Here is a 22,491-nt window from a genome sequence, read left to right as displayed (position 1 = left end):
GCCGCCATCACCACCGGCGAGACATAGGCCGGGGCCGGAATCGGCCGAGGACATCCTCCCCACGGTGAAGCAGCCCACACGACGCCCCCGTCATCCTCCGCAAAACGCTTGCCGCATTTCCATGCGCAACAAACGTCAAGGTCGGGCACGTCATGGCAGGCCGTCACGGGAGCTTCTGGAGTCGCCTGACCGGCGGTCGGTGGATCGTCTTCCTCACCGGCGTCGCGTTTTCCATCCTCGTCTCGTGGCTGTACATCCAGCAGCCCTTCTTCCTCGAATTGCTGGACTACAAGCTCTACGACGCGCTTCTGCGCTCCACGCACACCACAAAGACCACAAACGTCCCCGTCATCGTGGACCTCGACGAACGAAGCCTCGCCAAGTACGGGCAGTGGCCGTGGCCGCGCTACCGCGTGGCGCTGCTTCTGGCGCGGCTGCAACAGGCCGGGGCGCTCTCCGTGGGGCTGGACATCCTCTTCGCCGAACCGGACCGCACCTCACCGAAAACACTCCAGAACGATCTCAAGCGCGACCTCAATGTGGACGTGCGCTTCGCGGGAATGCCCGAAGCGCTAATGGACAACGATTCCGTGCTGGCTGGCGTTCTCGGGCAGGGACCGTATGTCCTCGGCTATTTCTTCAATTTTGCCGGGGAAATGACGCAGGACGTGGACGTCTCGAAACGCTGCGAGCTTCACAAGCTCTCGCGGGCCGTCATCCGCACGCCACAGGCCCCGGAATACACGCGCTTTCTCACCAGCGCGCCGTCCGTGGTCTGCAATCTCCCGGAACTCACCAGCGCGGTGAACATGTCCGGCTACATCAACACCACCACAGACCCTGACGGCGTGGTGCGCAGAATCCCGCTCCTCGTCCATTATCAGGGGGAAATCTACCCCAACCTGTCCCTCGCCACACTGATGAAGGCCTCCGGAGTGAAGCAGGCGGCCATCAAGGTCGGCACCACCGGCATTGAGAGCATCAAAATCGGCGCTACGGTCATCCCCGTGGACAGGGAAGGGCGCTTCCTCTGCAATTACCGGGGCGGCAGGCACACCTTCCGCTACGTCTCGGCCAGCAAAGTGCTCGACGGCAGCCTCGGCAAGGACGAGCTGAAGGGCACCATCGCATTCGTGGGCACCAGCGCGGCGGGCCTGCTCGATCTGCGGGCCACGCCCTTCGACGCCACGCTTCCCGGCGTGGAAGTGCATGCCAACGTCGTGGACAATATCCTCGCCAAGGACTTCATCCACGCGCCGTCATGGGCCAAGGGCACGGAATTCCTGCTCACCCTCGGCGCGGGCCTGCTCACGGCGCTGCTCCTCACGTGGGCACCGGCACTGTTGAGCATCATCCCGGTGGGCGCGTGCTCCGTGGGCATATGGTACGGAGCTGTCTGGTTCATGCAGGAAAAGGGCTTCTACCTCTCGCCGCTGTATTCGCTCATCGCGCTTAGCGGCAACTTCGCGCTGCTCACGCTGGTGAAGTTCTGGCGCGAGGAAGGGCAGAAGAAGTTCCTCCACGCCACGTTTTCAAGCTACCTGTCCCCGGAACTGATCAACGAGATGTTCGAAAACAAGCAGATGCCGGAGCTTGGCGGCGAAGCTCGAACCATCACGGCCTTCTTCTCGGACATCCAGAGCTTTTCGACCTTCTCGGAGAAGCTCTCAGCCACGCAGCTCGTCGAGCTGCTTAACGAATACCTCACGGCCATGACGGACATCCTCATTCAAAATCGTGGCACGCTCGACAAGTACGAGGGTGACGCCATCGTGGCCTTTGTCGGCGCGCCCATGGAGGTGCCGGACCACGCGCTACGCGCCTGTCGCATCACGGTGGGCATGCAGGCAAGTCTCGTGGACCTGCGCAGGAAGTGGGCAGGGGAGAAGCAGCTCCCCGAGGAACCGGAGCGCAATACCAAGGGCTTTCCCGCCGACCAGTGGGCCCCCGGAGACAAGTGGCCCAAGGTCGTTCACGAAATCAAGGTCCGCATCGGCCTGAATTCCGGCGAGATCGTGGTCGGCAACATGGGCAGCACCATGCGCATGAACTACACCATGATGGGCGACGCGGTGAACCTTGCGGCCCGCCTCGAATCCGGCGCGAAACAGTACGGCATTTACTCCATGATCAGCGAATACGTGCTGGAACAGCCCTGCATGGACGAAAACGGCAAGCCCGCGACGGTGCGCGACATGGTCGAGGTGCGCTTCATCGACACCATCACCGTGGTAGGCAAGGCCGAACCGGTCCGCGTCTACGAGCTGTGCGCCATGAAGGGCGAACTGACGGACAAGGAGAAGCGCCTCTTCGAGCTGTTCGACGCAGGTATGGCCCACTATCTGGCCATGCGCTGGGACGAGGCCATCGAGGCCTTCACGCGGGCACTTGAGATCGAACGCGTTCCCGAGGGCAAGACCACGCCGTCGCAGGTCTACATCGGGCGTTGCCGCGAATACCGCGAAAATCCGCCTGTCCCGGCAGGCGAATCGTGGGATGGCGTGTACCGGATGACCAAGAAGTAGGGCGTACGCGGAGCGTTTGGAAACTTGAAGCTCAACTTGAGGTTGTTCAATACAAAGAATAAAATCAGCATGTTGTTGTCTCAAGTCTGCTTCCCAAAACGTCCGTCCGCATGACTCCCGGCCCCAGCCTACTGGCTCGGGCCGGACCGGGAGCCGGCACTCGCAACGCCTGCCGAGATACCTCACACCCAGCCCCCACCATGCAGCCACCAGGCACTCAATCCGCGAGAATGCCCCTCTGCGGCGTTTTCAACCTCCGGCATGGCCCATGGCCCATTTTAAGATGCAAACGCGTCTTACAGGGCAAATTCCTACATCACGCACAACAGCACACCAGCACGTCATCTACACGCAAGAATGACATGCCAAGGCCTGGCATCCACGCACACCATCCCGACACATCCCGAAACGAATTCCACGACATACGACGTAAAAGCGCGCTGCAAAGGCATTTTGCGTCATATTCAGCACGCAAAGGCCATGAACTCGCGCGGCGTTGTCCTCCCAAATGGACACGTTTTCGATTCTCGCGGCACGCGATGCGTTTTAAATTTTTACGGCAACACAGTGCAGGCACGCGACCCCGCTGCCTTTCTTGCTCTCGGGGACGCTACCCGCTGAAACCATCCCACAAAACAGGTCTCAACAGCCCGAAACCACGATTGGGGGCGACAGGGACCACGGCAGGGGAGGGGAGTACACCCGCGCTACAGAGCCAGCCGGGCACGCCGGAATCGACACGACACAGGCAAAAACCAGATGGATCGCGCTGAGGCGGGGCGTTTGCGCCAGCGAGCCAAGGACCGAGCGAGGCTTGCCGCATACACGAGTAGCTGGCGAGCCAGCGCCAACTGCCACTAATTACACAGGTATTCCTGTGAGGAATACCTGTTCGCAGGGGTTTCAGCGTCAAGCGACCAGCAACACGAAGAGCTATCCAAACGAAAAGACCACGGAAAGAAAAACACACCGACAGCCAACCCGCACCGCGAACATCTCTCCAGCTAAAAACCTCGACCAATGGCTCAAGAATAGGCTCCACACCCACGCGCCCGGAGCAATAAGAGAACAAGAAGAGGCCTCAACGACGCTACTCACGGCGCGGTCCCGTGCTGGGCGCACAGAAGCGCCAAAGATAACAGGAAGTTCCATCCCCCACCCCAACAAGCCCACACACCGGGCACCCATGTCGAAGAAAAACCTTCCCACCACATCCTCACGCGCCCGGAGATCCCCAGACGCAGCCGCAACACGACTCCCCCCTCGGTGCGATTTTACCGGAGAAAGGCCGTACAGGCAGTTCACGCAGAGGGCCAGCGCCCAAAATGGTGATCGAATCCGCACTCTCGCTGCCGCGCACTCACAGAGCACCCCCAAGTCAAGTCCCACATGCCGCGAACGTCCATACAGCGAGCCCTGACGCATTGCAGAGCGTCCCACAGCGGGAGGGCAGTCGGCCTGCCCAGACACCTCTCTTTCGCCGCAGCGGAGATCTCAACGCTTGAGAATGCCGCATTTCCCACCCAATCACCCCACGAAACCACCCAAGTGGAAAGTGGGGCGGTTTTCGATACGCAAGCCACGCACCTTTGCGTAGCCCGCCCAAGCCCGAGCAAAGTCGCCCCCTTCCATTGCAAGCGAAACGAGAGGGGACTCCCTCGGCTCATTCGCCTTTGCGCACCAGAGTGCCTCAATGAAAGCCCACAGGGGAGGCCAGGACAGACGCCACCCAGCACTCCTAGCCCATCGAAAGCATAGGTCAAATCAGCCTATGTGCCTCACCGGAACATCGCAGAACGTCTAAAAGAGAGGACACGCTCCAGCCTCATCAACACCCCCTCGAAACACCCGCACACACCAGAAAGCTCAAGTGAAGGTTCAAGAAATGACGCGTGGAACATTGAAGTTGAAGAGGTACCCGCAGGTTTTGTTTCACGCACGGGTTTCCAAAGACGTAATCCTTTATTCATGCGGCTTCCCAGCATGTTTTCCATATATTAAAGTTAACATAATTTACATTATGAGACTTATTCCGATACGGGAAACATTGTCGATTCGAACCGCAAAACCACCCGCTTTGGCCCGCGCTGGTCCATGACCTCTGGCCGTATCCGGCTTCACGGCGCTTCGGGAATTGGGACCAACTGGACACCTGCTTGTGGGCATATTCCGCCTAGCACATGCCGTGCCCCTCATGTGACCTCCAGACGCCGACGGAAAACCACACGCCACGAAACGCCGCCCAACAGCCTGATTCCGGCTACGAATCCAGCATTGCGCGCCCGAAGCCAGCCGCTCTTGAAGGCCCTCTGCGAGCCTCATCCCCGCGCAGCATCGGAGTCGCATGGCGGAAAAGCCGCGCAGGCCGAGGCTCCGCGCCTACTCCAACCGTCCACATCGCTACAAGCTTCGCACGCAACCACCCGCCAATACGCCACAATCGACAGCCGCAGCCGATCAATCGGAAGCCGACTCAAACGCCCTATATGCCGTGAATTTGTCGTGACAGACGCCGTGTCCGCGCGCGGACTGACCAAGCGCGCGCTTCGGCCTGCGCACCTCAAGCCGCACCGCCCCTACACGTCGCGCATGGGGTCTGCACGCTATCTTCCCGTTCACGCACCTTTTCCCGAGTGCGTCGCCACCGGGCGTGCTCCTCATCTCACCATCTCAACACGACCGCGAGGCTTCGCCTCACCTGTGTCGCGTCCGAAGGTCGATTTCCAAGTCCGTCTCACCCTCGGCCGTCACCCCCGCGCGTCATCAGCTTCGGAGACTCCCCTTTCCCCTTCCATTTCCAGCACTCCCCTCCCCGCCTCCGCCCTTCCCCGATTTTTCGAAATCCATCGAAAAAACCGACCTCCGCAAAGCCGCCCCTCAGGCGTTTTCAGAATCTTTCCGGATCATTGCTCATCGCGAAGACCAAAACGCGTCCAGAGGCCTGCTAGAGGCCTTTTTTCGATGTGACGCCCTTTTTCCCCATTTTTCCCCGCCATCCCGGCCTGTTTTGTCATTGTCACCCCCTTCGTGTGCCCGGTCCCGTTTCAAAACGCACAAAAAAGGCCCCCACCGAAGTGGGGGCCTTTGGCCAGACAATCAGACGGCGTACGCCGAGGCGAATCAGCCCTGCGCACCGGGGGTCTTCTTCCAGTCCTCGAGGAACTGGGTAAGCCCGGCGTCTGTGAGCGGATGCCGCGAAAGACGATTCAGAACCTTGAAGGGAATGGTCGCCACGTCCGCGCCCATGAGCGCGGCCTGAACGATGTGGATAGGATTGCGAACGCTGGCCACGAGAACCTGCGTCTTGAACCCGTAATTGCGATAGATGGTGATGATTTGATTCACCAGCTCCATGCCGTCGGACGACGTGTCATCGAGACGGCCAACAAAGGGGCTGATGTAGGTCGCCCCGGCCTTGGCGGCCAAAAGGGCTTGCGACGGCGAGAAGCACAGCGTCACATTGGTGGAAATGCCCTCTTCCGAGAGCTGGCGGACGGCCTTCAGGCCTTCCATGAGCATGGGAATCTTGACCACGACGTTGGGCGCGATGCCCGCGAGATCACGCGCCTCGCGGACCATGTCCTCGGCGGTGGTGCCCACGACTTCAAGGCTGACCGGCCCATCCACCTCGTGGCAGATCTTGTCGGCCAGGGTGCGCCAGTTCTCGGATTCCTTCGAAAAGAGGGACGGATTGGTGGTTACGCCGTCGATGAGACCGTATGCCTTTGCCTCGCGAATTTCCGCAAGGTTGGCAGTGTCGATGAAAAAGCGCATGCGCAAGCTCCTTGGGAGGTTGGGAAAACGCGGAATTTTTCCCAACCTAGCACAAGACCTCGCCTTTTCAAACGCTTATTCGTTCGTGACGTCGACGGATTCGAGCCTGCGCAGGTAGGCGTCGCGGCACTCGTAGCTACAGAAGCAATGCACGCCGTCGGCGTCCTTCACCCGGATGCTCGCATCATGCGGAACATACGCGCCGCACACCGGGTCCTTCACGGTCTCGCCGGTCTCGGCCATGCGCTCCATGTCCTTGTTTTCCTTGGCGACTTTCTTCTTCTGGTCGCCCTTGAGCATCTTGAACAGCAGGAATGCGCAGACGATGGGCACGATGATCTTGAGCATGGTTCACCTTCCGCCCTTGCGGGCCGAGACGTTGGAGGTTGAGCCGACGTGGAGGCCGCCCGCGGCCGAGGCTGCGGGCGGCTAATCCTGCCAGATTCTGAAGTTGTCGACCCTGTACGACAGCCGTGCGAGCGCGTCGCGTAGCGTGTCTCCATCGGGAAATCGCAGATCGGGGGCCACATCCGCCAGCGGCACCAGCACGAAGGCGCGTTGGCGCATGCGCGGATGCGGCAGCGTCAGGGTTTCGGTTTCCATGACCGCATCGCCGTAAAGGAGCAGATCAAGGTCGATGACGCGCGGGCCGAAACGGACCACGCCCTCCCCGCGCACGCGGCCGAGTTCGGCCTCCACGCGGAGGAGCTCGTCCAGAAGCCCCTGCGGCGAAATCTTGCCCTCGCATAGCACGCGGGCAACGCGGTTGGCAAACCACGGCTGATTCTTCACGTCCTGCGGCTCGGTGAAATAGACGGCGGAGACCGCGTCCACAGTCAAACCGGGAACCTCGCCCAGTCGCTCGATGGCGTGGGCGAGATTCCCTTCCGTGTCGCCAAGGTTCGAGCCGAGGCAGACGTAAGCCGGAATTAGAGGCTGGAGATGCGTGATGCCGCCTCCTCAAGCCTTTCGGTGGGCACAGTCAGCGAAATGCGGAAGAAGCCTTCGCCTGCCGCGCCGAAACCGCTGCCGGGGGTGATGACCACGCCCGTCTCCTCGATGACCTTGGTCACGAACTGCGCGGAGGTGTAACCGGCCGGAACCTTGGCCCACAGGTAGATGGTGGCGTCCGGCACGCGGCATTCAATGCCCGCCTTGTGCAGGGCCTCGACCATCACATCGCGGCGCTGGCGGTAGATCTTGCGGGTTTCGGCCACGTGGGCGTCGCCCTTTTCCATGGCGACGATGGCGGCTTCCTGCACGGCCTGGAAACAGCCGGAGTCCACGTTGGTCTTGATGTTGCCAAGCGCGCCGATGAGCTGCGGATTGCCCACGGCCATGCCGACACGCCAGCCGGTCATGTTGTAGGTCTTGGACAGGGAGTGGAATTCCACGGCCACGTCCTTGGCACCCGGAATCTCAAGGATGGACATGGGGCGCTTGTTCTCGTCGAAGTAGATTTCCGTGTAGGCGGCATCGTGCAGGACGATGGTGTTGGTCTCGCGGGCGCGTTCCACCAGCTTGCGGAAGAACTCGGGCGTGGCCATGGCCGCCGTGGGGTTGTTCGGGAAATTCACGTAGATGGACTTCGCGCGCTCCCACAGTTCCGGCGAGATGGAGTCGAGATCGGGCAGGAAGCCGTTCTCCTCCAGCTGGGGAATGAAGACCGTCTCGCCACCCGCAAAATCGGTGGTGATGGGGTACACGGGGTAGTTGGGCGAGCAGACGAGGTTCACGTCGCCGGGATCGGTGACGGCCAGCGCGAAATGGGCGATGCCTTCCTTGGAACCGATGAGGTTCACGACCTCGGTCTTGGGGTCGAGGTCCACGCCGAAGCGGCGGCCGTACCATCCGGCCACGGAGGAGCGGAAGGACTCAAGACCTTCATAATCGGGATAGCGGTGATTCACCGGCTTCCTTGCGGCCTCGCAGAGGGCGTCGATGATGAAGTCGGGGGTCGGCAGATCGGGATCGCCGATGCCGAGGCTGATGATGTCCACGCCTCGTGCGGCAACTTCCTTCTTCACCTTGTCAATGCGGGCAAAGAGGTACGGGGGCAGTTCGGCCACGCGACGCGCGAGCTTGAAATCGGACACGGGAAGTCTCCTTCGGTGAGTTGACCAGTTGTATACGTTTCCAATGGAAAGTCGCACAAACTAACTGCCCGCCCCGCGCCCTGTCAACGCCGCCCGTGGTGTTTCGGCTTGAGAAGAGCCGTGCCTGCGTGTACGCTCCCAATCACTGGAGAATATGATGAATACCGACAATGACATGACCGCCTGCGCCAAGCGCCCGGATGCGCCCGCCTCCCCGGACCGGGGGCATCCGCAGGTCGATGCATATCTGGAACATCTGCTCGTGGTCCGGGGGCTTTCGGAAAATTCGCTGGCCGCATATCAGGCGGACCTCGCGGCGTTCACCGCCTTTCTGGACGACAAGCGCGCCGCCGTTGGCGACGTGAGCCAGCAGGACCTTTCGCTCTACCTCTTCCACATGCGCCGCAAGGGCCTGACGAGCCGCAGCCTCGCCCGGCACCTCTCCACCCTGCGCGGCTTCTTCGCGTGGCTGGAGGATGAAGGTCTCGCGCACGGCAACCCTTCGCAATATCTAGAGAATCCGAAACTCCCGCTCAAGCTGCCCGAAGTGCTCTCCATGGAGGAAATGGCGGCGCTGCTGGAGCGCCCACGCCTTGAGGACAAGCTCGGCTTCCGCGACAGGGTGATGCTCGAACTGCTCTACGCAGGCGGGCTGCGCGTGTCGGAACTCATAAGCCTCAAGCCTTTCGATTTCGACCCGCAGGTCGGCGTGCTCAAGGTCTTCGGCAAGGGCGCAAAGGAGCGGCTGGTGCCCATCCACTATGCCGCGCAGGAATTTCTGGAGACCTATCTCCGCCACTGGCGCAGCATGTTCTCGCCCAAGGAGGACTTCATCTTCCTGAACCGATCGGGCAAGGGACTTTCGCGGCAGGCCGTGTGGAAATGCGTGAAGCGCTACGCCACGGAGGCGGGCATCACGCGCGATATTTCGCCCCACACCTTCCGCCATTCCTTCGCCACCCACCTGCTGGAGGGCGGCGCGGACCTGCGCACGGTGCAGATACTGCTTGGCCACGCGGACATCACCGCCACGGAAATCTACACCCACGTGCAGAGCGGCCGGCTCAAGCGGATGCACAGCCAGTTCCACCCCCGCTCGAACATGCGAACGCGCTCCTAGCGCACCACGCGCCACACACGGGACAAACGGCCGACGGGTACGGCCATCGAGGAATCATACATGCCCAACAGGTTGAAGGCCCCGACCATCATCACCACGCACATGAACGCGGACTTCGACGCGCTGGCAGCCATGATTGCCGCCAGCCGCCTGTATCCGGACGCGACGCTCGTCTTCCCCGGCAGTCAGGAAAAGAACCTGCGCAATTTCTACATCCAGAGCGCCATGTACATGTTCAACTTCCGTGGCGTGAAGGAAATCGACCTCTCCTCGGTGTCGCGGCTGGTGGTCGTGGATACGCGCCAGAAATCGCGCGTGAACCATGTGGCACAGGTCTTCGAGAATCCGAACCTCGTCATAGACGCCTACGACCATCACCCCAACTCCGAGGACGACGTCGTCCACCGTGACGGCATCGTGGTGAACTGGGGCTCCACGGCAACCATCCTCTGCCATGAACTGATGAAGCGGGGCGTCACCCTCGACCGCGACGAGGCAAACATCATCGGCCTCGGCATCTACGAGGACACCGGCTCCTTCACCTTCAACTCCACCACCCCGCAGGATTTCGCCGCCGCGTCGTGGCTGCTCTCGCAGGGCATGGACGTCACCTTCATCGCGGACCTCATCACCCGCGACCTCAGTTCCGACCAGATCGCGCTGCTGAACACCATGCTCGAATCGGCCAAAACCCACGAGATCAAAGGCGTCTCCGTGGTGATCACCGAGGTGAGCACCGAGGAATACGTCAACGACTTCGCCCTGTTGGCCCACAAGATGCTCGACATGGAGCACATCCACGTGCTCTTCGCGCTGGCGCGGATGAATGACCGCATCCAGATGGTGGCCCGCTCGCGCATTCCGGATGTGGACGTGGGGCTGATCTGCGCGTCCTTCGGCGGAGGCGGGCACGCCGCCGCGGCCTCGGCCAGCATCAAGGACCGCACGCCCTCGCAGGTCAAGGACGAGCTCTTCGCCCTGCTCTATTCGCACATCAACCCGCAGCAGGTGGTGCGCCAACTCATGTCGCACCCGCCGATTCTCATCGAGAGCGACCACACCACCGCGCAGGCCAGCGAAACCATGACCCGCTTCGGGCTCAAGGCCGCCCCGGTGGTCGATCCGAAAACCGGCGAGTGCAAGGGCATCCTCGAACACCAGATCGCGGACAAGGCCGTCTCCCACGGGCTCGGCTCCGCTCCGGCCACGGACTATCTCATGCGCTCCAACGCCTCGGTCCCCCCGGATTCCGACCTCTACAACGTCATGGAAATCATTCTGGGGCAGGGGCAGCGGCTGGTTCCCGTGGTGGAGGACGGCCACGTCATCGGCGTGCTCACCCGAACGGACCTCATCAATATCCTCATCGAGGAACCGGCGCGCATTCCGGAATCGCTTTTGCCCGAGCGCATGCGCGAGCGCAACGTGCGCATAATGCTGCGCGACAGGCTCCCGCGCGAGCTCTTCAACATCCTGCTGCGCGCCGGGGAGCTCGCCCGCGACGTGGGCATGGAGGCCTACGCGGTGGGCGGTTTCATCCGCGACATCCTGCTCAACACCCCGAATTCGGACCTTGATCTCGTGGTGGAGGGCGACGGCATCGCCTTTGCCCGCACGCTGGCGCAGAGCATGGGCGGGCGCGTGCGCGCGCACCACAAGTTCCGCACGGCGGTGGTCATCCTCGAAAATGGCCAACGCATCGACGTGGCCACGGCTCGCCTCGAATACTACGAGTACCCGGCGGCCCTGCCCACGGTGGAACTCTCGTCCATCAAGATGGACCTCTACCGGCGCGACTTCACCATCAACGCCCTCGCCGTGCAGCTGAACCCCGCGAACTTCGGCAAGCTGGTGGACTTCTTCGGCGCGCAACGCGACATCAAAAACCGAGTGGTGCGCGTGCTGCATTCGCTGTCCTTCGTGGAGGACCCCACGCGCATCCTGCGGGCCATCCGCTTCGCCAAGCGCTACAACTTCCGCATTGGCGGCCAGACGGACCGGCTTATCCGCAACGCCATGCAGTTGGACATGATCCCGAAGCTCTCCGGCTCCCGCATCTTCCATGAGCTGAACCTCATCTTCGAGGAAGAGCACGCCGTGGACTGCCTGCGCCAGATGCGCGACTATCGCCTGCTAGAGGCCATCCACCCGCTGCTCACGCTCACTCCCGCGCAGGAGAACCTGCTGGAGGAGATAGAAAAGGTGCGCGACTGGTACCGCCTGCTCTACCTCGACGAGAAGCCCCGCAACTGGATGATCTACCTGCTGGCAGTCTTCAACGGCATGCCCGAGGAGGACATCCTGTCCGTCTGCACGCGGCTCAACCTCACCAAACGCCAGTCGTCGGATATCCTGACGCTGCGCACCCAGACCAACGAGACCGTCTACCGCTTCAAGATGTGGCGGCACCGCGGCGGCCCGGTCAGCGAACTCTTCTTCATGCTGGAGATGCTGCCGCTGGAGGGCCTCCTGTTCTTCATGTCGCGCTACAATCAGGAGGAAGTCCGCAAGAGCCTGTCCATGTACCTGACGCAGCTCAAGGGCATGGAGCTCGACGTCAGCGGACGCGACCTCAAGGGCATGGGGCTCGAACCGGGACCGCTCTACGGGGAGATACTCCGCAAGCTACGCGCCGCCATGCTCGACGGACAGGCCACCTGCCGGGACGATCAGCTCGCCCTTGCGCGAAGGCTCGCCAAGGACCAGCGGTACATCGGATTGGACGCCGCGCCGCGTTGACCGGCCCGGCGGCGGGGCATGCCGCTCTTGCCCTCGGGGGGCATGCCGTGTAAATGTTTCGCTTTCGCCGCATGATGCGGCAAGGGAGCATACATGCCGCACCATTGCGCTTCCACTGCCGGACCAGACGTCCGCACTGCGCAGCGCAATCGTGCATGGATGGCGGAGCCGCAGTGCGCCGCATCCTTTCCTGTCACTCGAACCGCCTGCCAAGGGCACGCGTGAGGTCATGTCGATGGAAGTGCTATGGGCCCCGTGGAGGCTCGACTACATCCTCGGCCCCAAACCGGACACCTGCCCGTTCTGCCTGCCGGAGCACACCGACGAGGACGAACGCCGCCGCGTTCTGTACAGAGGCCGTTATTCCTTTGTCATCATGAACATTTTCCCCTATAACAACGGCCATCTGATGGTGACGCCCTACCGTCACGTCATGAACCTCGTGGACATCGGTCCCGAGGAACGTCACGAAATGATGGACCTCATGCACGAGTGCACCCGCATATTGCAGACGCATTTCCACCCCCAGGGCATCAACATGGGGGTCAACATCGGCGAGGCCGCCGGTGCGGGCATCAAGGAACATCTGCATTTCCATCTCGTACCCCGCTGGGTCGGCGATTCCTCCTTCATGGCATTCGCCTCGGAAACCCGCGTCATACCGGAGCATCTCGACTCCACCTACGCCAGTCTCAAACCGTACTTCGACGAATACAAACGGAAGCAACAATCCGCCAAGGAGGAGATTTGATGAGATACCTGAAGGTTCTGGCGCTGCTCGCCCTGTTCTTCCTGACCATGGTCCTGTTCGCGCAGAACATGGAGGCCCTGTCGCAGCAGGTTGAACTGGGGCTTGTCCTGTTCGGGCAGGAACTGTTCCTGATCCACCAGCCCATCTACTTCATTCTGCTGTCCGCCTTCGTGCTGGGCGGCGCCCTGTGTACCCTGTACTTCCTGTACGAGAAGATCCGCGTCAGCTCCGAGCTGCGCTCCTGCCGCAAGAAGCTCCGCAACCTCGAAAAGGAAGTGAACTCCCTGCGCAGCCTGCCGCTGGAGGACAAGAACTTCCCCGTCGAGCCGATGCCCGCCGTCGAAGCCGACGTTCAGGAAGGAAAGTAACCATCGCCATGGCCCGACGGGCAGAGGGGACGACATGAACTGGCTCAAATCGCTCCTGCGCGGCCGCAGAGGGATGAAATTCGCCCTCGAAACGGAAAGCTCCCGCGATGCGGCAGGCAACTATGCCCCTGTCTCGCGCGATACGCAGGCCGCCATCGCGGAGCTCAGCCAGGTTGCCAAAGACAACCCCGACGCCGTCGAGATATATCTGGCACTGGGAAATCTGTACCGCTCGCACGGCGAAATCGAGCGGGCGGTACAGATTCGCCAGAATCTCATCGTGCGGCCGGGGCTGAACGAGGAATTCAAGGCAAAGGCCTGGTACGAACTCGGCCTCGACTACAAACGCGGCGGCTTCATCGACCGCTCCCTCGGTGCGTTCGAGCAGGCCCGCAGAATCGCGGGCGACAGCCCCGCCATCGTGGACGAGCTGGCCCGCCTGACGGCGGATACCGGCGACTACGAGCGCGCCTCCCGCTACTACGCCCAGCTCGGCAACGAAATCGCCGAAGCCCACTACATGGTGCGCCTCGCCCGCGAGAAATTCGCGGATAACGACGTCGCCCTCGGCACGAAATGGCTGAAAAAGGCCCTCAAGACCTATCCCGGCTCCGTGGAAGCGTGGCTCGAACACCTCGTGCGCGACTTGAACGACGCGGACTGGCCCACCCTGTCCAAGCACCTGAACAAGGCCCTTTCCCGCGTGGACCAGAGCCTCGCCTTCGTGCTGTTCGAGGGCCTTCTGGCCGCGGCCCGCGCGCGTAACGGCGAAAGCGGCGAACTCGACACGGACAAGCCCTTCCGCTACCACCCGGAGGAGGAACTGTGCAACGCGGTGCTGGCCGTGCTTGAAAAGCGCGAGCCGGACCTTCTGGCGCAGTTCTATGCCGCATGGATGGTGTGTAGCCACGACAGGGAGGAATCCCGCAAGTGGCTTGAGAAGACCCTCGTCCTCAACCCGGATTTCTGGCCCGCCCGCCTCGAACTTCTGGCCATCAGCATGGACGACCAGCCGCTTTCCCCGGCCTTCCGGCAGCAGCTTGAATTCTTCATCCTGCGCGCCCGGGAGCTGAAGCGCTTCGTGTGCCGCCGTTGCGGCCTCAAGCGCGAGCAGGTGTTCTTCATGTGCCCCCGGTGCCATAGCTGGCATTCCATTTCGTACCGCATCGTCATCAACGAATAGCAAACCCTTGCCCGGCCGCGACATTCGTCGCGGTCGGCCATATCGACCGAGCACGTGAGCAATATCAAAATGACTCCCATGCTCGAACAGTATCTGCGCATAAAACAGGACTATCCTGATGCGCTGCTGTTCTACCGCATGGGCGATTTCTACGAACTGTTCCTAGAGGATGCGGAAATTGCCGCGCGCGATCTGCAAATCGCGCTGACCTCCCGCAACCCCAACGCCGAGGCCCCCGTACCCATGTGCGGCGTGCCCTATCATTCGTGCGATCCATACCTCGCCAAGCTTCTGGAATGCGGCCACAATGTCGCCATCTGCGATCAGGTGGAGGACCCCAAACTGGCCAAGGGCCTCGTGAAACGCGAGGTCACCCGCGTGCTGACGCCGGGAACCGTGGTCGAGGACGCCAACCTCGCGGCCAAGGCACACAACTACCTCGCCGCCATCCTGTGGGACGCCAAGGCCGCCGCGGGCGGTCTGGCGTGGGTGGATTTCTCCACCGGCGAATGGACGGGCATCCAATCATCCAGAGAGGAAGAACTCTGGCAGTGGATGCAGAAGACCGACCCCCGCGAGATTCTCATCCCCCGCGAACAGGCCGTGCCCAAGCGCTACGCGGACTTCGAGCCGCGCATCCATCCGCTGCCCGTGCCCTCGTTCTTCGACCTGCCCGGCGCGCGCCGCCGCGTGTGCGAGGCGCAAGGCGTGGCGGACCTCGAAGCGCTCGACCTCGCGGACAAGCCCCAGCTTGCGCAGGCCTGCGGAGCCATCCTCGCCTACCTGCGCCAGACGCAGAAGCACGACCTCACGCACCTCGCGCCCTTCCGCCCGCTCAACCTCGCCCGCCATCTGCTGCTGGACGAAGTGACCGAGCGCAACCTCGAACTCTTTCGCAGGCTCGATGGCGGACGCGGACGCGGCACCCTGTGGCACGTGCTCGACAGGACCATGACGCCCATGGGCGGCCGCCTGCTGGCCGAGCGCCTGCAACGGCCGTGGAAGGAGCTTGGCCCCATTCAGGGCACGCAGGAGGCCGTGGCCTTCCTCGTGGACAACGAGCCGCTGCGACAGGACCTGCGCACCCGGCTGGACAGCGTCTACGATCTGGAGCGCCTGTCCACGCGCATCTTCCTCAACCGCGCCAATCCCAAGGATTTCCTCGCGCTGCGCAACTCCCTTTCCGTATTGCCGCAGATGGAGGAACTGCTGGAGCAGGCGCGCACGTCCGGCGACGAGGCGGACATCCCCGAACAGGACGGCCTGCCGCGCATGATCGCGCAGATGCTCAAGGGCTGGGACAACCTCGCCGACTGGGCGGGGCTGCTCCAGAAGGCGCTGGCGGACAATCCGCCCCACCTCATCACAGAGGGCGGCCTGTTCCGCTACGGCTACGAGCCGGAACTCGACGAACTCATGGACCTCACCGAGCACGGCGAGGCCCGGGTCAACGATCTGCTGGAGGAGGAGAAATCCACCTCGGGCCTCGAACGCCTGCGCCTCGGCTTCAACAAGGTGTTCGGCTACTACTTCGAGGTCCCCAAGAGCCTCGCCGACAAGGTGCCCTACCACTTCACGCGCAAGCAGACGCTCGTGAACTGCGAGCGCTACATCACGCCCCAGCTCAAGGAGTTGGAGGAAAAGCTCCTGTCCGCGTCCGACAAGCGAAAGGCCCTCGAATACCGCCTGTTCAACGAACTGCGCGAGCGCCTCGCACAGGCGCGTCACCGCTTCATGGACATGGCGGGCCGTGTGGCCGCGCTGGACTACTGGCAGGGACTGGCCGAGGCCGCCGTCCAGCACAACTGGTCGCGCCCCGAAGTCCACGAGGGGCTGGATATCGAAATCGTCTCCGGACGCCATCCCGTGGTCGAGGCCATGCAGGGCGACACCAACTACATCCCCAACGACGTGCGCGTCGGCGAGGACAAGCGCCTGCTGGTCATCACCGGTCCGAACATGGCGGGCAAATCCACCGTGCTCCGGCAGGCGGCCATCATCACCATCATGGCCCAGATGGGGTCTTTCGTCCCGGCTCGCACGGCCCGCATCGGCATGGCGGACCGCATCTTCTCCCGCGTCGGCGCGTCGGACAACCTCGCGCAGGGGCAGAGCACATTCATGGTCGAAATGATGGAGACCGCGCGCATCCTGCGTCAGGCCGGACGGCGCAGCCTCGTCATCCTCGACGAAATCGGACGTGGCACCAGCACTTTCGACGGCCTCGCGCTGGCGTGGGCCGTGGTGGAGGAGCTGTGCGCGCGCGGCAAGGGCGGCGTACGCACCCTGTTTGCCACGCACTACCACGAGCTGACCGTGCTGGAGAGCAAGCTGCCGCAGGTGGCCAACTTCAACATCGCGGTCAAGGAATACAAGGGTGACATCGTCTTTTTGCGCCGCCTCGTGCCCGGTCCGTCGGATAGAAGCTACGGCATCGAGGTGGCACGGCTGGCGGGTGTTCCCCGTTCCGTGGTAGGCAGAGCGAAGGACATCCTGCACGAGCTCGAACGCCGCGCGAAAGAAAACGGCAACGGCAGGCACCCCGCCGCGCCGGAGGTCCAGAGCGTGCTGCTGCCCGGCTTTGGCGCTTCGCAGCCTGAACCGGCCCCGGAGCCGAGCATGCCGCCGCATGTGGCCGAAGTAATGGATGAACTCGAAAATCTCGACGTGAATAGCCTGACGCCCATCGAGGCGCTCAACGTCTTACACCGGTGGAAAACGACCGGACTGAACAAGGACTGATCCCATGCGCACTCCCCGACTGGTCTCCTGCATTCTCGCCGCGCTGGCATGCGCGGTCCTTCTGTCCGGTTGCGGCAGGAAGGCGTGGCCCGAACCGCGCCTCTCCGATGACGTCTTCGCCTTCGAGAACGCCACCGCCACGCTTGAAAAGGGCTGCATCACCGTCAACGCCGACGTGACCGGCAAAGCGGACAAGATCGCCCGCGTGTATCTGGAACTCTCCTCGGCGGACTGCCCGGGCTGCCCCTTCACGCCCGACCGCCGCATCGAGTTCACCCGCGCCAGCGCGGATCTGCGCATCACCGCTGACAAGCTCACCCTTTCCGCCTGCGGACTGGGCAACGAGCCGCTCATGTGGCGCATCACGGCCGAGAACATCCACTCCGCAATCAGGGGAACCGCCACCGCGGTGCAGATGGTTCCCTAGCACTCAACAGGGAGAACGCCATGCATTTCTTCAATTACGAGAACGGCGAACTCAAGGCCGAAGGCGTGCGCGTCGCGGACCTCGCCCGCGAATACGGCACTCCGCTCTACGTCTACTCCGCCGCGACCCTGCGCCGGCACTTCAAGGCCTACGACTCGGCCTTCGCCGGGCTCGACCACATGACCTGCTACTCGGTGAAGGCCAACTCGAACCTCTCCGTGCTGCGGCTACTGGCCGAAATGGGCGCGGGCATGGACATCGTGTCCGGCGGCGAGCTGTATCGCGCGCTAGCCGCGGGCGTCGATCCGGGACGCATCGTCTACTCCGGCGTGGGCAAACGCCCGGAGGAAATCCGCGCCGCCCTCGAAGCGGGCATCCTCATGTTCAACGTGGAGTCCATGCAGGAGCTTGAACGCATCGGCGAAATCGCGTCGGAACTCGGCACCACGGCCCGCATCTCCCTGCGCATCAACCCAGACGTCGATCCCCGCACCCATCCCTACATCTCCACGGGAATGAAGACGAACAAGTTCGGGCTGGACATGGACGCCTCGCTCGCGGCCTACCAGCGCGCCAAGGATCTCCCCGGCGTGGAGCCGGTGGGCATCGACTGCCACATCGGCTCGCAGCTCACCTCTGTGGAGCCATTTCTCGAAGCGCTGGACAAGATTCTCGCCTTCCACGACAAGCTGTGCGACATGGGCATCAACATCCAGTACCTCGACCTCGGCGGTGGCCTCGGCATCACCTACAACGAGGAGGAGCCGCCCCACCCCGCCGAATTCGGTCAGGCACTCACCGAACGCCTCGGCGGCCTGCCCCTGCGCCTGATCCTCGAACCGGGTCGGAGCATTGCGGGCAACGCGGGCATCCTCGTCACCGAAGTCGTCTACACCAAGGACACGCCGAGCAAGCACTTCGTCATCGTGGACGCTGCAATGAACGACCTCATCCGCCCCTCGCTCTACGGCTCCTACCACCGCATCGCGGAGGTGGTCCCGGCCGGGCGCGAGGATCTTACGGTGGACGTGGTCGGCCCCATCTGCGAATCCGGCGACTTCCTCGCGCGCGACCGCGCCCTGCCCCGCGTTGAATCCGGCGAACTGCTCGCCTGCTTCTCCGCCGGAGCCTACGGCTTCTCCATGAGCTCCAACTACAACACCCGCCCCCGCGCCTGTGAGTTGCTGGTGGACGGAGAAAACGTCACCGTGGCCCGTCGCCGCGAAACCTACGACGACCTCATCGCCGCCGAGCGCTGATCCCGACGGTTTGCGAGCATGAAACGAAAAGGGGGCGTGTCCACACGGACACGCCCCCTTCCCTTTCGCCTAGACGCAGCATAGCGCCGCTACAGCCATCCCTTGCTGCGAAAGAAGCGCAGCATGCCGAGGACGACCAGCACGATGAGGCCCCAGAAGACGAAATATCCATACCGATAATGCAGTTCCGGAATATTGTCGAAGTTCATCCCGTACACTCCGGCAATAAATGCCAATGGAATGAATATGGACGAGAACATCGTCAGAAACTTCATTATGTCGTTCAGCCTGTTGCCGACATTGGAATTGTATATGGCGATATAGTCTGAAAGCATCGCCGAGTATGCGTCTATGGCCTCGTTGACGTGCTCGCTCAGGTCATAGAGATCACGCAGAAACGGTGCGAGATCGTCCGAAACGAATTCCGTATCGAGATGCGAAAGCGCCTGAATGAAATCCCGCGTGGGCCGGGCGGCCTTGCGAATGTAACCGAGTTCCATCTTGAAGCCGGTGATGGATTCCAGAATGCCCGGAGTCGGCGTAAGAAGCACCACCTCCTCCAAGGACTCGATATGTTCGCCAAGGTGCGTCAGCACACGCAGGTAGTTCTCCATGACCACATCAAGCAACGCATAGGCCAGATAATCCGCCCCAAGTTTCCGGATACGTCCACGGTTGCGGCGCAACCGCTCGCGCACGGGATCGAAGACGTCACCCGGAAGCTCCTGAAAGGTCAAAAGCCAGTTCCTGCCGAGCACAAGGCTCAACTGCTCCGCATGGACCGTGTCGTCCTCGGGCACCAGCCGCAGCATCTTGGCCGTCAACGCGAGGCAGCCGTCGAACTCCGCCAGCTTGGGGCGCTGGCCGGTATCCAGCACGTCCTCCATGACCAGCGGATGCAGGCCGAAGGCGTCACGCACCTTGCCCATGAGTTCCACGTCGTGCAGGCCGTCCACGTTGACCCACGTGACGGCCGGGGCCTCGCGGCAGCACTCCACACCCTCCAGCGTGCCAAGCTCGCGCTCGTCGATGCTTTCGGCGTCGTAGTGGATGATGCGGATGCTCGGCGACTCGACGCGCTGTTCGCCAACGAAGACGAGGGATCCCGGCGGGCGGCCCCGCGTCGCATCCATGGGTTTCAGGAATCTCGGCATGGCAATCCTCCATATCGCACTCTCAATGTGAACGTCCCATGCGCACTTGTCCAGCGCCGAGGCTCCGTTGCGTCAAAACGACAAAGGGCGGCCCCACTGAAGCGGAACCGCCCTTGCCCGGAAAATGGAGAGTTCGCGCAGATCAGTCGGCCATGAAGGCCTCGATGTCCGCAATGCTCTTGGGAATGCCGGGGCCGAGCACACGCGCGCCGTCGTCGGTGACGAGCACGTCGTCCTCAAGGCGCATGCCGCCGTAGTCGAGATACTTTTCTACCTCGGCGTAGTCGATGAACGCCTCGTTTCGCCCCTCGGCGCGCCACTTGGCCACCAGCGCGGGGATGAAGTAGATGCCGGGTTCCACGGTCATCACAAAGCCGGGGCGCAACGTGCGGGCCAGCCGCAGTGCGGACAGGCCGAACTGCGAGCTTCGCGTCAGCTCGTCGCCGTAGCCCACGAGATTCTCGCCGATGTTCTCCATGTCGTGCACGTCGAGCCCCATCATGTGCCCAAGGCCGTGCGGCATGAACAGCGCATGCGCTCCCGCCTCGACGGCCTCGGCCGGGTTGCCCTTCATGATGCCAAGGGCGGTCAGCCCCTCGGCGATGCGCCGGGCCGTGGCGAGGTGCAACTCGCGGTAGGTCACGCCCGGACGGCAGGCCGCACAGGCCGCCACCTGCGCATCGTGCAGGATGGAATACAGGGACTTCTGGCGCGCATCGAAACGTCCGCCAACGGGAATCACGCGCGTGATGTCCGAGGCATAGTGCTCTGGCGATTCGGCTCCGGAGTCGATGAGCAGCAGATTCCCGGCTTCAAGGATATTAGCGTGCGAACGGATGTGCAGGGTCTCGCCGTGCACGGAAAGGATGAGCGGAAAGGACGGGATGGCACCAGAGCGCGCCACCACGCCGATCATGGCTCCGGCGATTTCGCGCTCGGGCACGCCGAGGCGCGCCATGCGCATGGCGGCGGCGTACATGTCGTAGGAGACGACCTGCGCCTTCTCAAGCTCGACCACCTCTTCCGGAGCCTTCACGCTGCGCTGGTCCACAACGGCGACGGACAGCTCACGCGACACGCCCTCGGCCTGCCGCGCGGCGGGAATGCCCGTCAACGCCTCAAGCCGTTCGCGATTCTCGGCGCGGTACTGGGGCAGGAAGTGGACCGCCCGGCCCTGTCGCTGCGCCTCGCGGACGAAATCCGCCAAACCGGCGAGACTGCCGTGGCGCTCGGCACCGACACGCGCGGCGCGCTCCGCCACACTCGGCACGGGGCCGGACCAGATGATGTCGTCCATGGTGGCGTCTTCGCCCCACAGGGCGCACTCGCCCGCGTCGAAATCCACCGTGCCCCACAGGCCCGGAAGGTCGTGACCGAAATAGTAGAGGAAGGTGCTGTCCTGACGGAAGGGATAGCAGTTGTCGAGATAGTTCATGGGCGCCTCGACATTGCCGGGGAAGACGGCAATGCCGGAAAGCCCGGATTCGAGCAGTGCGCGACGGCGCGCCGCGTGGATTTCTGGTGCGAACATGGCGGCATCCTTTGCGAATCGGTTGACGAAACAGGGAGGAAGTGTCGCCGAATCGAGCCGAAAGTCAATACCGTCGCCATCGTCAAACCAAATGAAAAGGGACTCTGGTGTCCGCCAGAGTCCCTTTTCGATCCGGTTTGCGTATCCAATCCGCGTCGGATCAGGCGGCCAGTTGGCCCCTGATCAACGAGGCGGCTATCGCCCACATGATGGAACAGATGATGAGGTCAAGCACCTGCCAAGCCTTGGGATTGCGAAACAGCGGTGCAAGCAGCCGCGCCCCGAAGCTCAGCGTGAAGAACCAGATGAGCGAGGCGGAAACGGCACCCGCTCCGAAGAGAAAACGCCCATGCCCCGGGAATTGCCCGCCGATGGACCCCAGCAGCACGATGGTGTCGAGATAGGTGTGAGGATTCAGGAAGGTCACGCCCAGCGTGGCCAGCAGCACCGATCGCAGCGACCGGGCCTGTCCCTCCTCCAGATCCATCGCCGCCCCGGAAAACGCCGAGCGCAGCGAACCGAATCCGTACCACGCCAAAAAGGCGGCACCGCCCCATGCGGCAAAACTCGCCAGACCGGGATTCTGCACCACGAGCGTTCCCACTCCGGAAACGCCGATGGTGATGAGCAGCGCGTCGCACATGCTGCACAGCAGCGCGATCTGCATGGTATAATTTCTCCTGAGTCCCTGCGACAGGACGAACGCGTTCTGCGCGCCAATGGCGACGATCAGACCGGCTCCCGTCCCAAGCCCATGAAGAAACGGCATCAGAACCATTTTCTCTCGATCCTCCTCAAAGTGTTTGACCGGTTTCGGACACT

The 22,491-nt window shown here is 62.6% G+C and carries 16 protein-coding genes; 9 read left to right on the top strand and 7 right to left on the bottom strand.

Going from position 1 to position 22,491, the window contains the following annotated elements; genetic code table 11:
• Positions 1-152: 152 nt before the first annotated feature.
• On the top strand, positions 153-2,525 hold the full coding sequence (locus GGQ74_RS02310) for a CHASE2 domain-containing protein (protein WP_167939921.1): 2,373 nt from the start codon (positions 153-155) through the stop codon (positions 2,523-2,525).
• Positions 2,526-5,645: 3,120 nt separating this feature from the next.
• On the opposite strand, the gene fsa is transcribed toward GGQ74_RS02310, so the two are convergent.
• The 4 genes from fsa to GGQ74_RS02290 form a co-directional block, all read right to left on the bottom strand.
• Positions 5,646-6,299: a fructose-6-phosphate aldolase gene (fsa, locus tag GGQ74_RS02305; protein ID WP_167939920.1), complete on the bottom strand. Its 654-nt coding sequence runs from the start codon at positions 6,297-6,299 to the stop codon at positions 5,646-5,648.
• Between the two features lie 75 nt (positions 6,300-6,374).
• The gene (locus GGQ74_RS02300; protein WP_167939919.1) at positions 6,375-6,647 is read right to left on the bottom strand and encodes a transcriptional regulator; all 273 of its coding nucleotides are present in this window, start codon (positions 6,645-6,647) and stop codon (positions 6,375-6,377) included.
• An 81-nt stretch (positions 6,648-6,728) separates the two neighbouring features.
• Positions 6,729-7,229, bottom strand: a complete 501-nt coding sequence (gene folK / locus GGQ74_RS02295) for a 2-amino-4-hydroxy-6-hydroxymethyldihydropteridine diphosphokinase (RefSeq protein WP_167940981.1) — start codon at positions 7,227-7,229, stop codon at positions 6,729-6,731.
• Positions 7,229-8,395: an LL-diaminopimelate aminotransferase gene (locus GGQ74_RS02290; RefSeq protein ID WP_167939918.1), complete on the bottom strand. Its 1,167-nt coding sequence runs from the start codon at positions 8,393-8,395 to the stop codon at positions 7,229-7,231. The genes folK and GGQ74_RS02290 overlap by 1 nt, the downstream gene beginning before the upstream one ends.
• Positions 8,396-8,549: 154 nt before the next feature.
• Between GGQ74_RS02290 and xerD the strand changes: the two genes are divergently transcribed.
• The 8 genes from xerD (at position 8,550) to lysA (ending at position 18,984) form a co-directional block, all read left to right on the top strand.
• Positions 8,550-9,515, top strand: a complete 966-nt coding sequence (gene xerD / locus GGQ74_RS02285) for a site-specific tyrosine recombinase XerD (protein WP_425338075.1) — start codon at positions 8,550-8,552, stop codon at positions 9,513-9,515.
• A 60-nt stretch (positions 9,516-9,575) separates the two neighbouring features.
• Positions 9,576-12,254: a CBS domain-containing protein gene (locus tag GGQ74_RS02280; RefSeq protein ID WP_167939917.1), complete on the top strand. Its 2,679-nt coding sequence runs from the start codon at positions 9,576-9,578 to the stop codon at positions 12,252-12,254.
• 235 nt (positions 12,255-12,489) lie between these two features.
• On the top strand, positions 12,490-13,005 hold the full coding sequence (locus GGQ74_RS02275; protein ID WP_167939916.1) for an HIT family protein: 516 nt from the start codon (positions 12,490-12,492) through the stop codon (positions 13,003-13,005).
• Complete coding sequence (locus GGQ74_RS02270; protein WP_167939915.1) at positions 13,005-13,373, top strand: lipopolysaccharide assembly protein LapA domain-containing protein; 369 nt, start codon at positions 13,005-13,007, stop codon at positions 13,371-13,373. The genes GGQ74_RS02275 and GGQ74_RS02270 overlap by 1 nt, the downstream gene beginning before the upstream one ends.
• A gap of 34 nt (positions 13,374-13,407) precedes the next feature.
• Positions 13,408-14,556: a tetratricopeptide repeat protein gene (locus GGQ74_RS02265; protein ID WP_167939914.1), complete on the top strand. Its 1,149-nt coding sequence runs from the start codon at positions 13,408-13,410 to the stop codon at positions 14,554-14,556.
• A gap of 69 nt (positions 14,557-14,625) precedes the next feature.
• Positions 14,626-17,298: a DNA mismatch repair protein MutS gene (gene mutS, locus GGQ74_RS02260; protein ID WP_425338088.1), complete on the top strand. Its 2,673-nt coding sequence runs from the start codon at positions 14,626-14,628 to the stop codon at positions 17,296-17,298.
• Positions 17,299-17,302: 4 nt separating this feature from the next.
• The gene (locus GGQ74_RS02255) at positions 17,303-17,725 is read left to right on the top strand and encodes a hypothetical protein (protein ID WP_167939912.1); all 423 of its coding nucleotides are present in this window, start codon (positions 17,303-17,305) and stop codon (positions 17,723-17,725) included.
• A 20-nt stretch (positions 17,726-17,745) separates the two neighbouring features.
• Entirely contained in the window at positions 17,746-18,984 is a 1,239-nt protein-coding gene (gene lysA / locus GGQ74_RS02250; protein ID WP_167939911.1) for a diaminopimelate decarboxylase, read from the top strand.
• 89 nt (positions 18,985-19,073) lie between these two features.
• Here the strand turns inward: lysA and corA are convergent, their stop codons facing one another.
• From corA to GGQ74_RS02235, 3 genes are all read right to left on the bottom strand, one after another.
• Positions 19,074-20,138, bottom strand: a complete 1,065-nt coding sequence (gene corA, locus GGQ74_RS02245) for a magnesium/cobalt transporter CorA (RefSeq protein ID WP_167939910.1) — start codon at positions 20,136-20,138, stop codon at positions 19,074-19,076.
• Between the two features lie 142 nt (positions 20,139-20,280).
• A complete protein-coding gene (locus tag GGQ74_RS02240) occupies positions 20,281-21,669 on the bottom strand; it encodes an aminopeptidase P family protein (RefSeq protein WP_167939909.1) in 1,389 nt (462 codons plus the stop codon).
• 160 nt (positions 21,670-21,829) lie between these two features.
• Positions 21,830-22,447, bottom strand: a complete 618-nt coding sequence (locus GGQ74_RS02235; RefSeq protein WP_167939908.1) for a LysE/ArgO family amino acid transporter — start codon at positions 22,445-22,447, stop codon at positions 21,830-21,832.
• Between the last annotated feature and the right edge of the window lie 44 nt (positions 22,448-22,491).

Origin of the sequence: Desulfobaculum xiamenense (assembly GCF_011927665.1) — a bacterium.
Taxonomy (GTDB): domain Bacteria; phylum Desulfobacterota; class Desulfovibrionia; order Desulfovibrionales; family Desulfovibrionaceae; genus Desulfobaculum; species Desulfobaculum xiamenense.
This window is presented reverse-complemented; position numbering and strand designations above follow the sequence as displayed.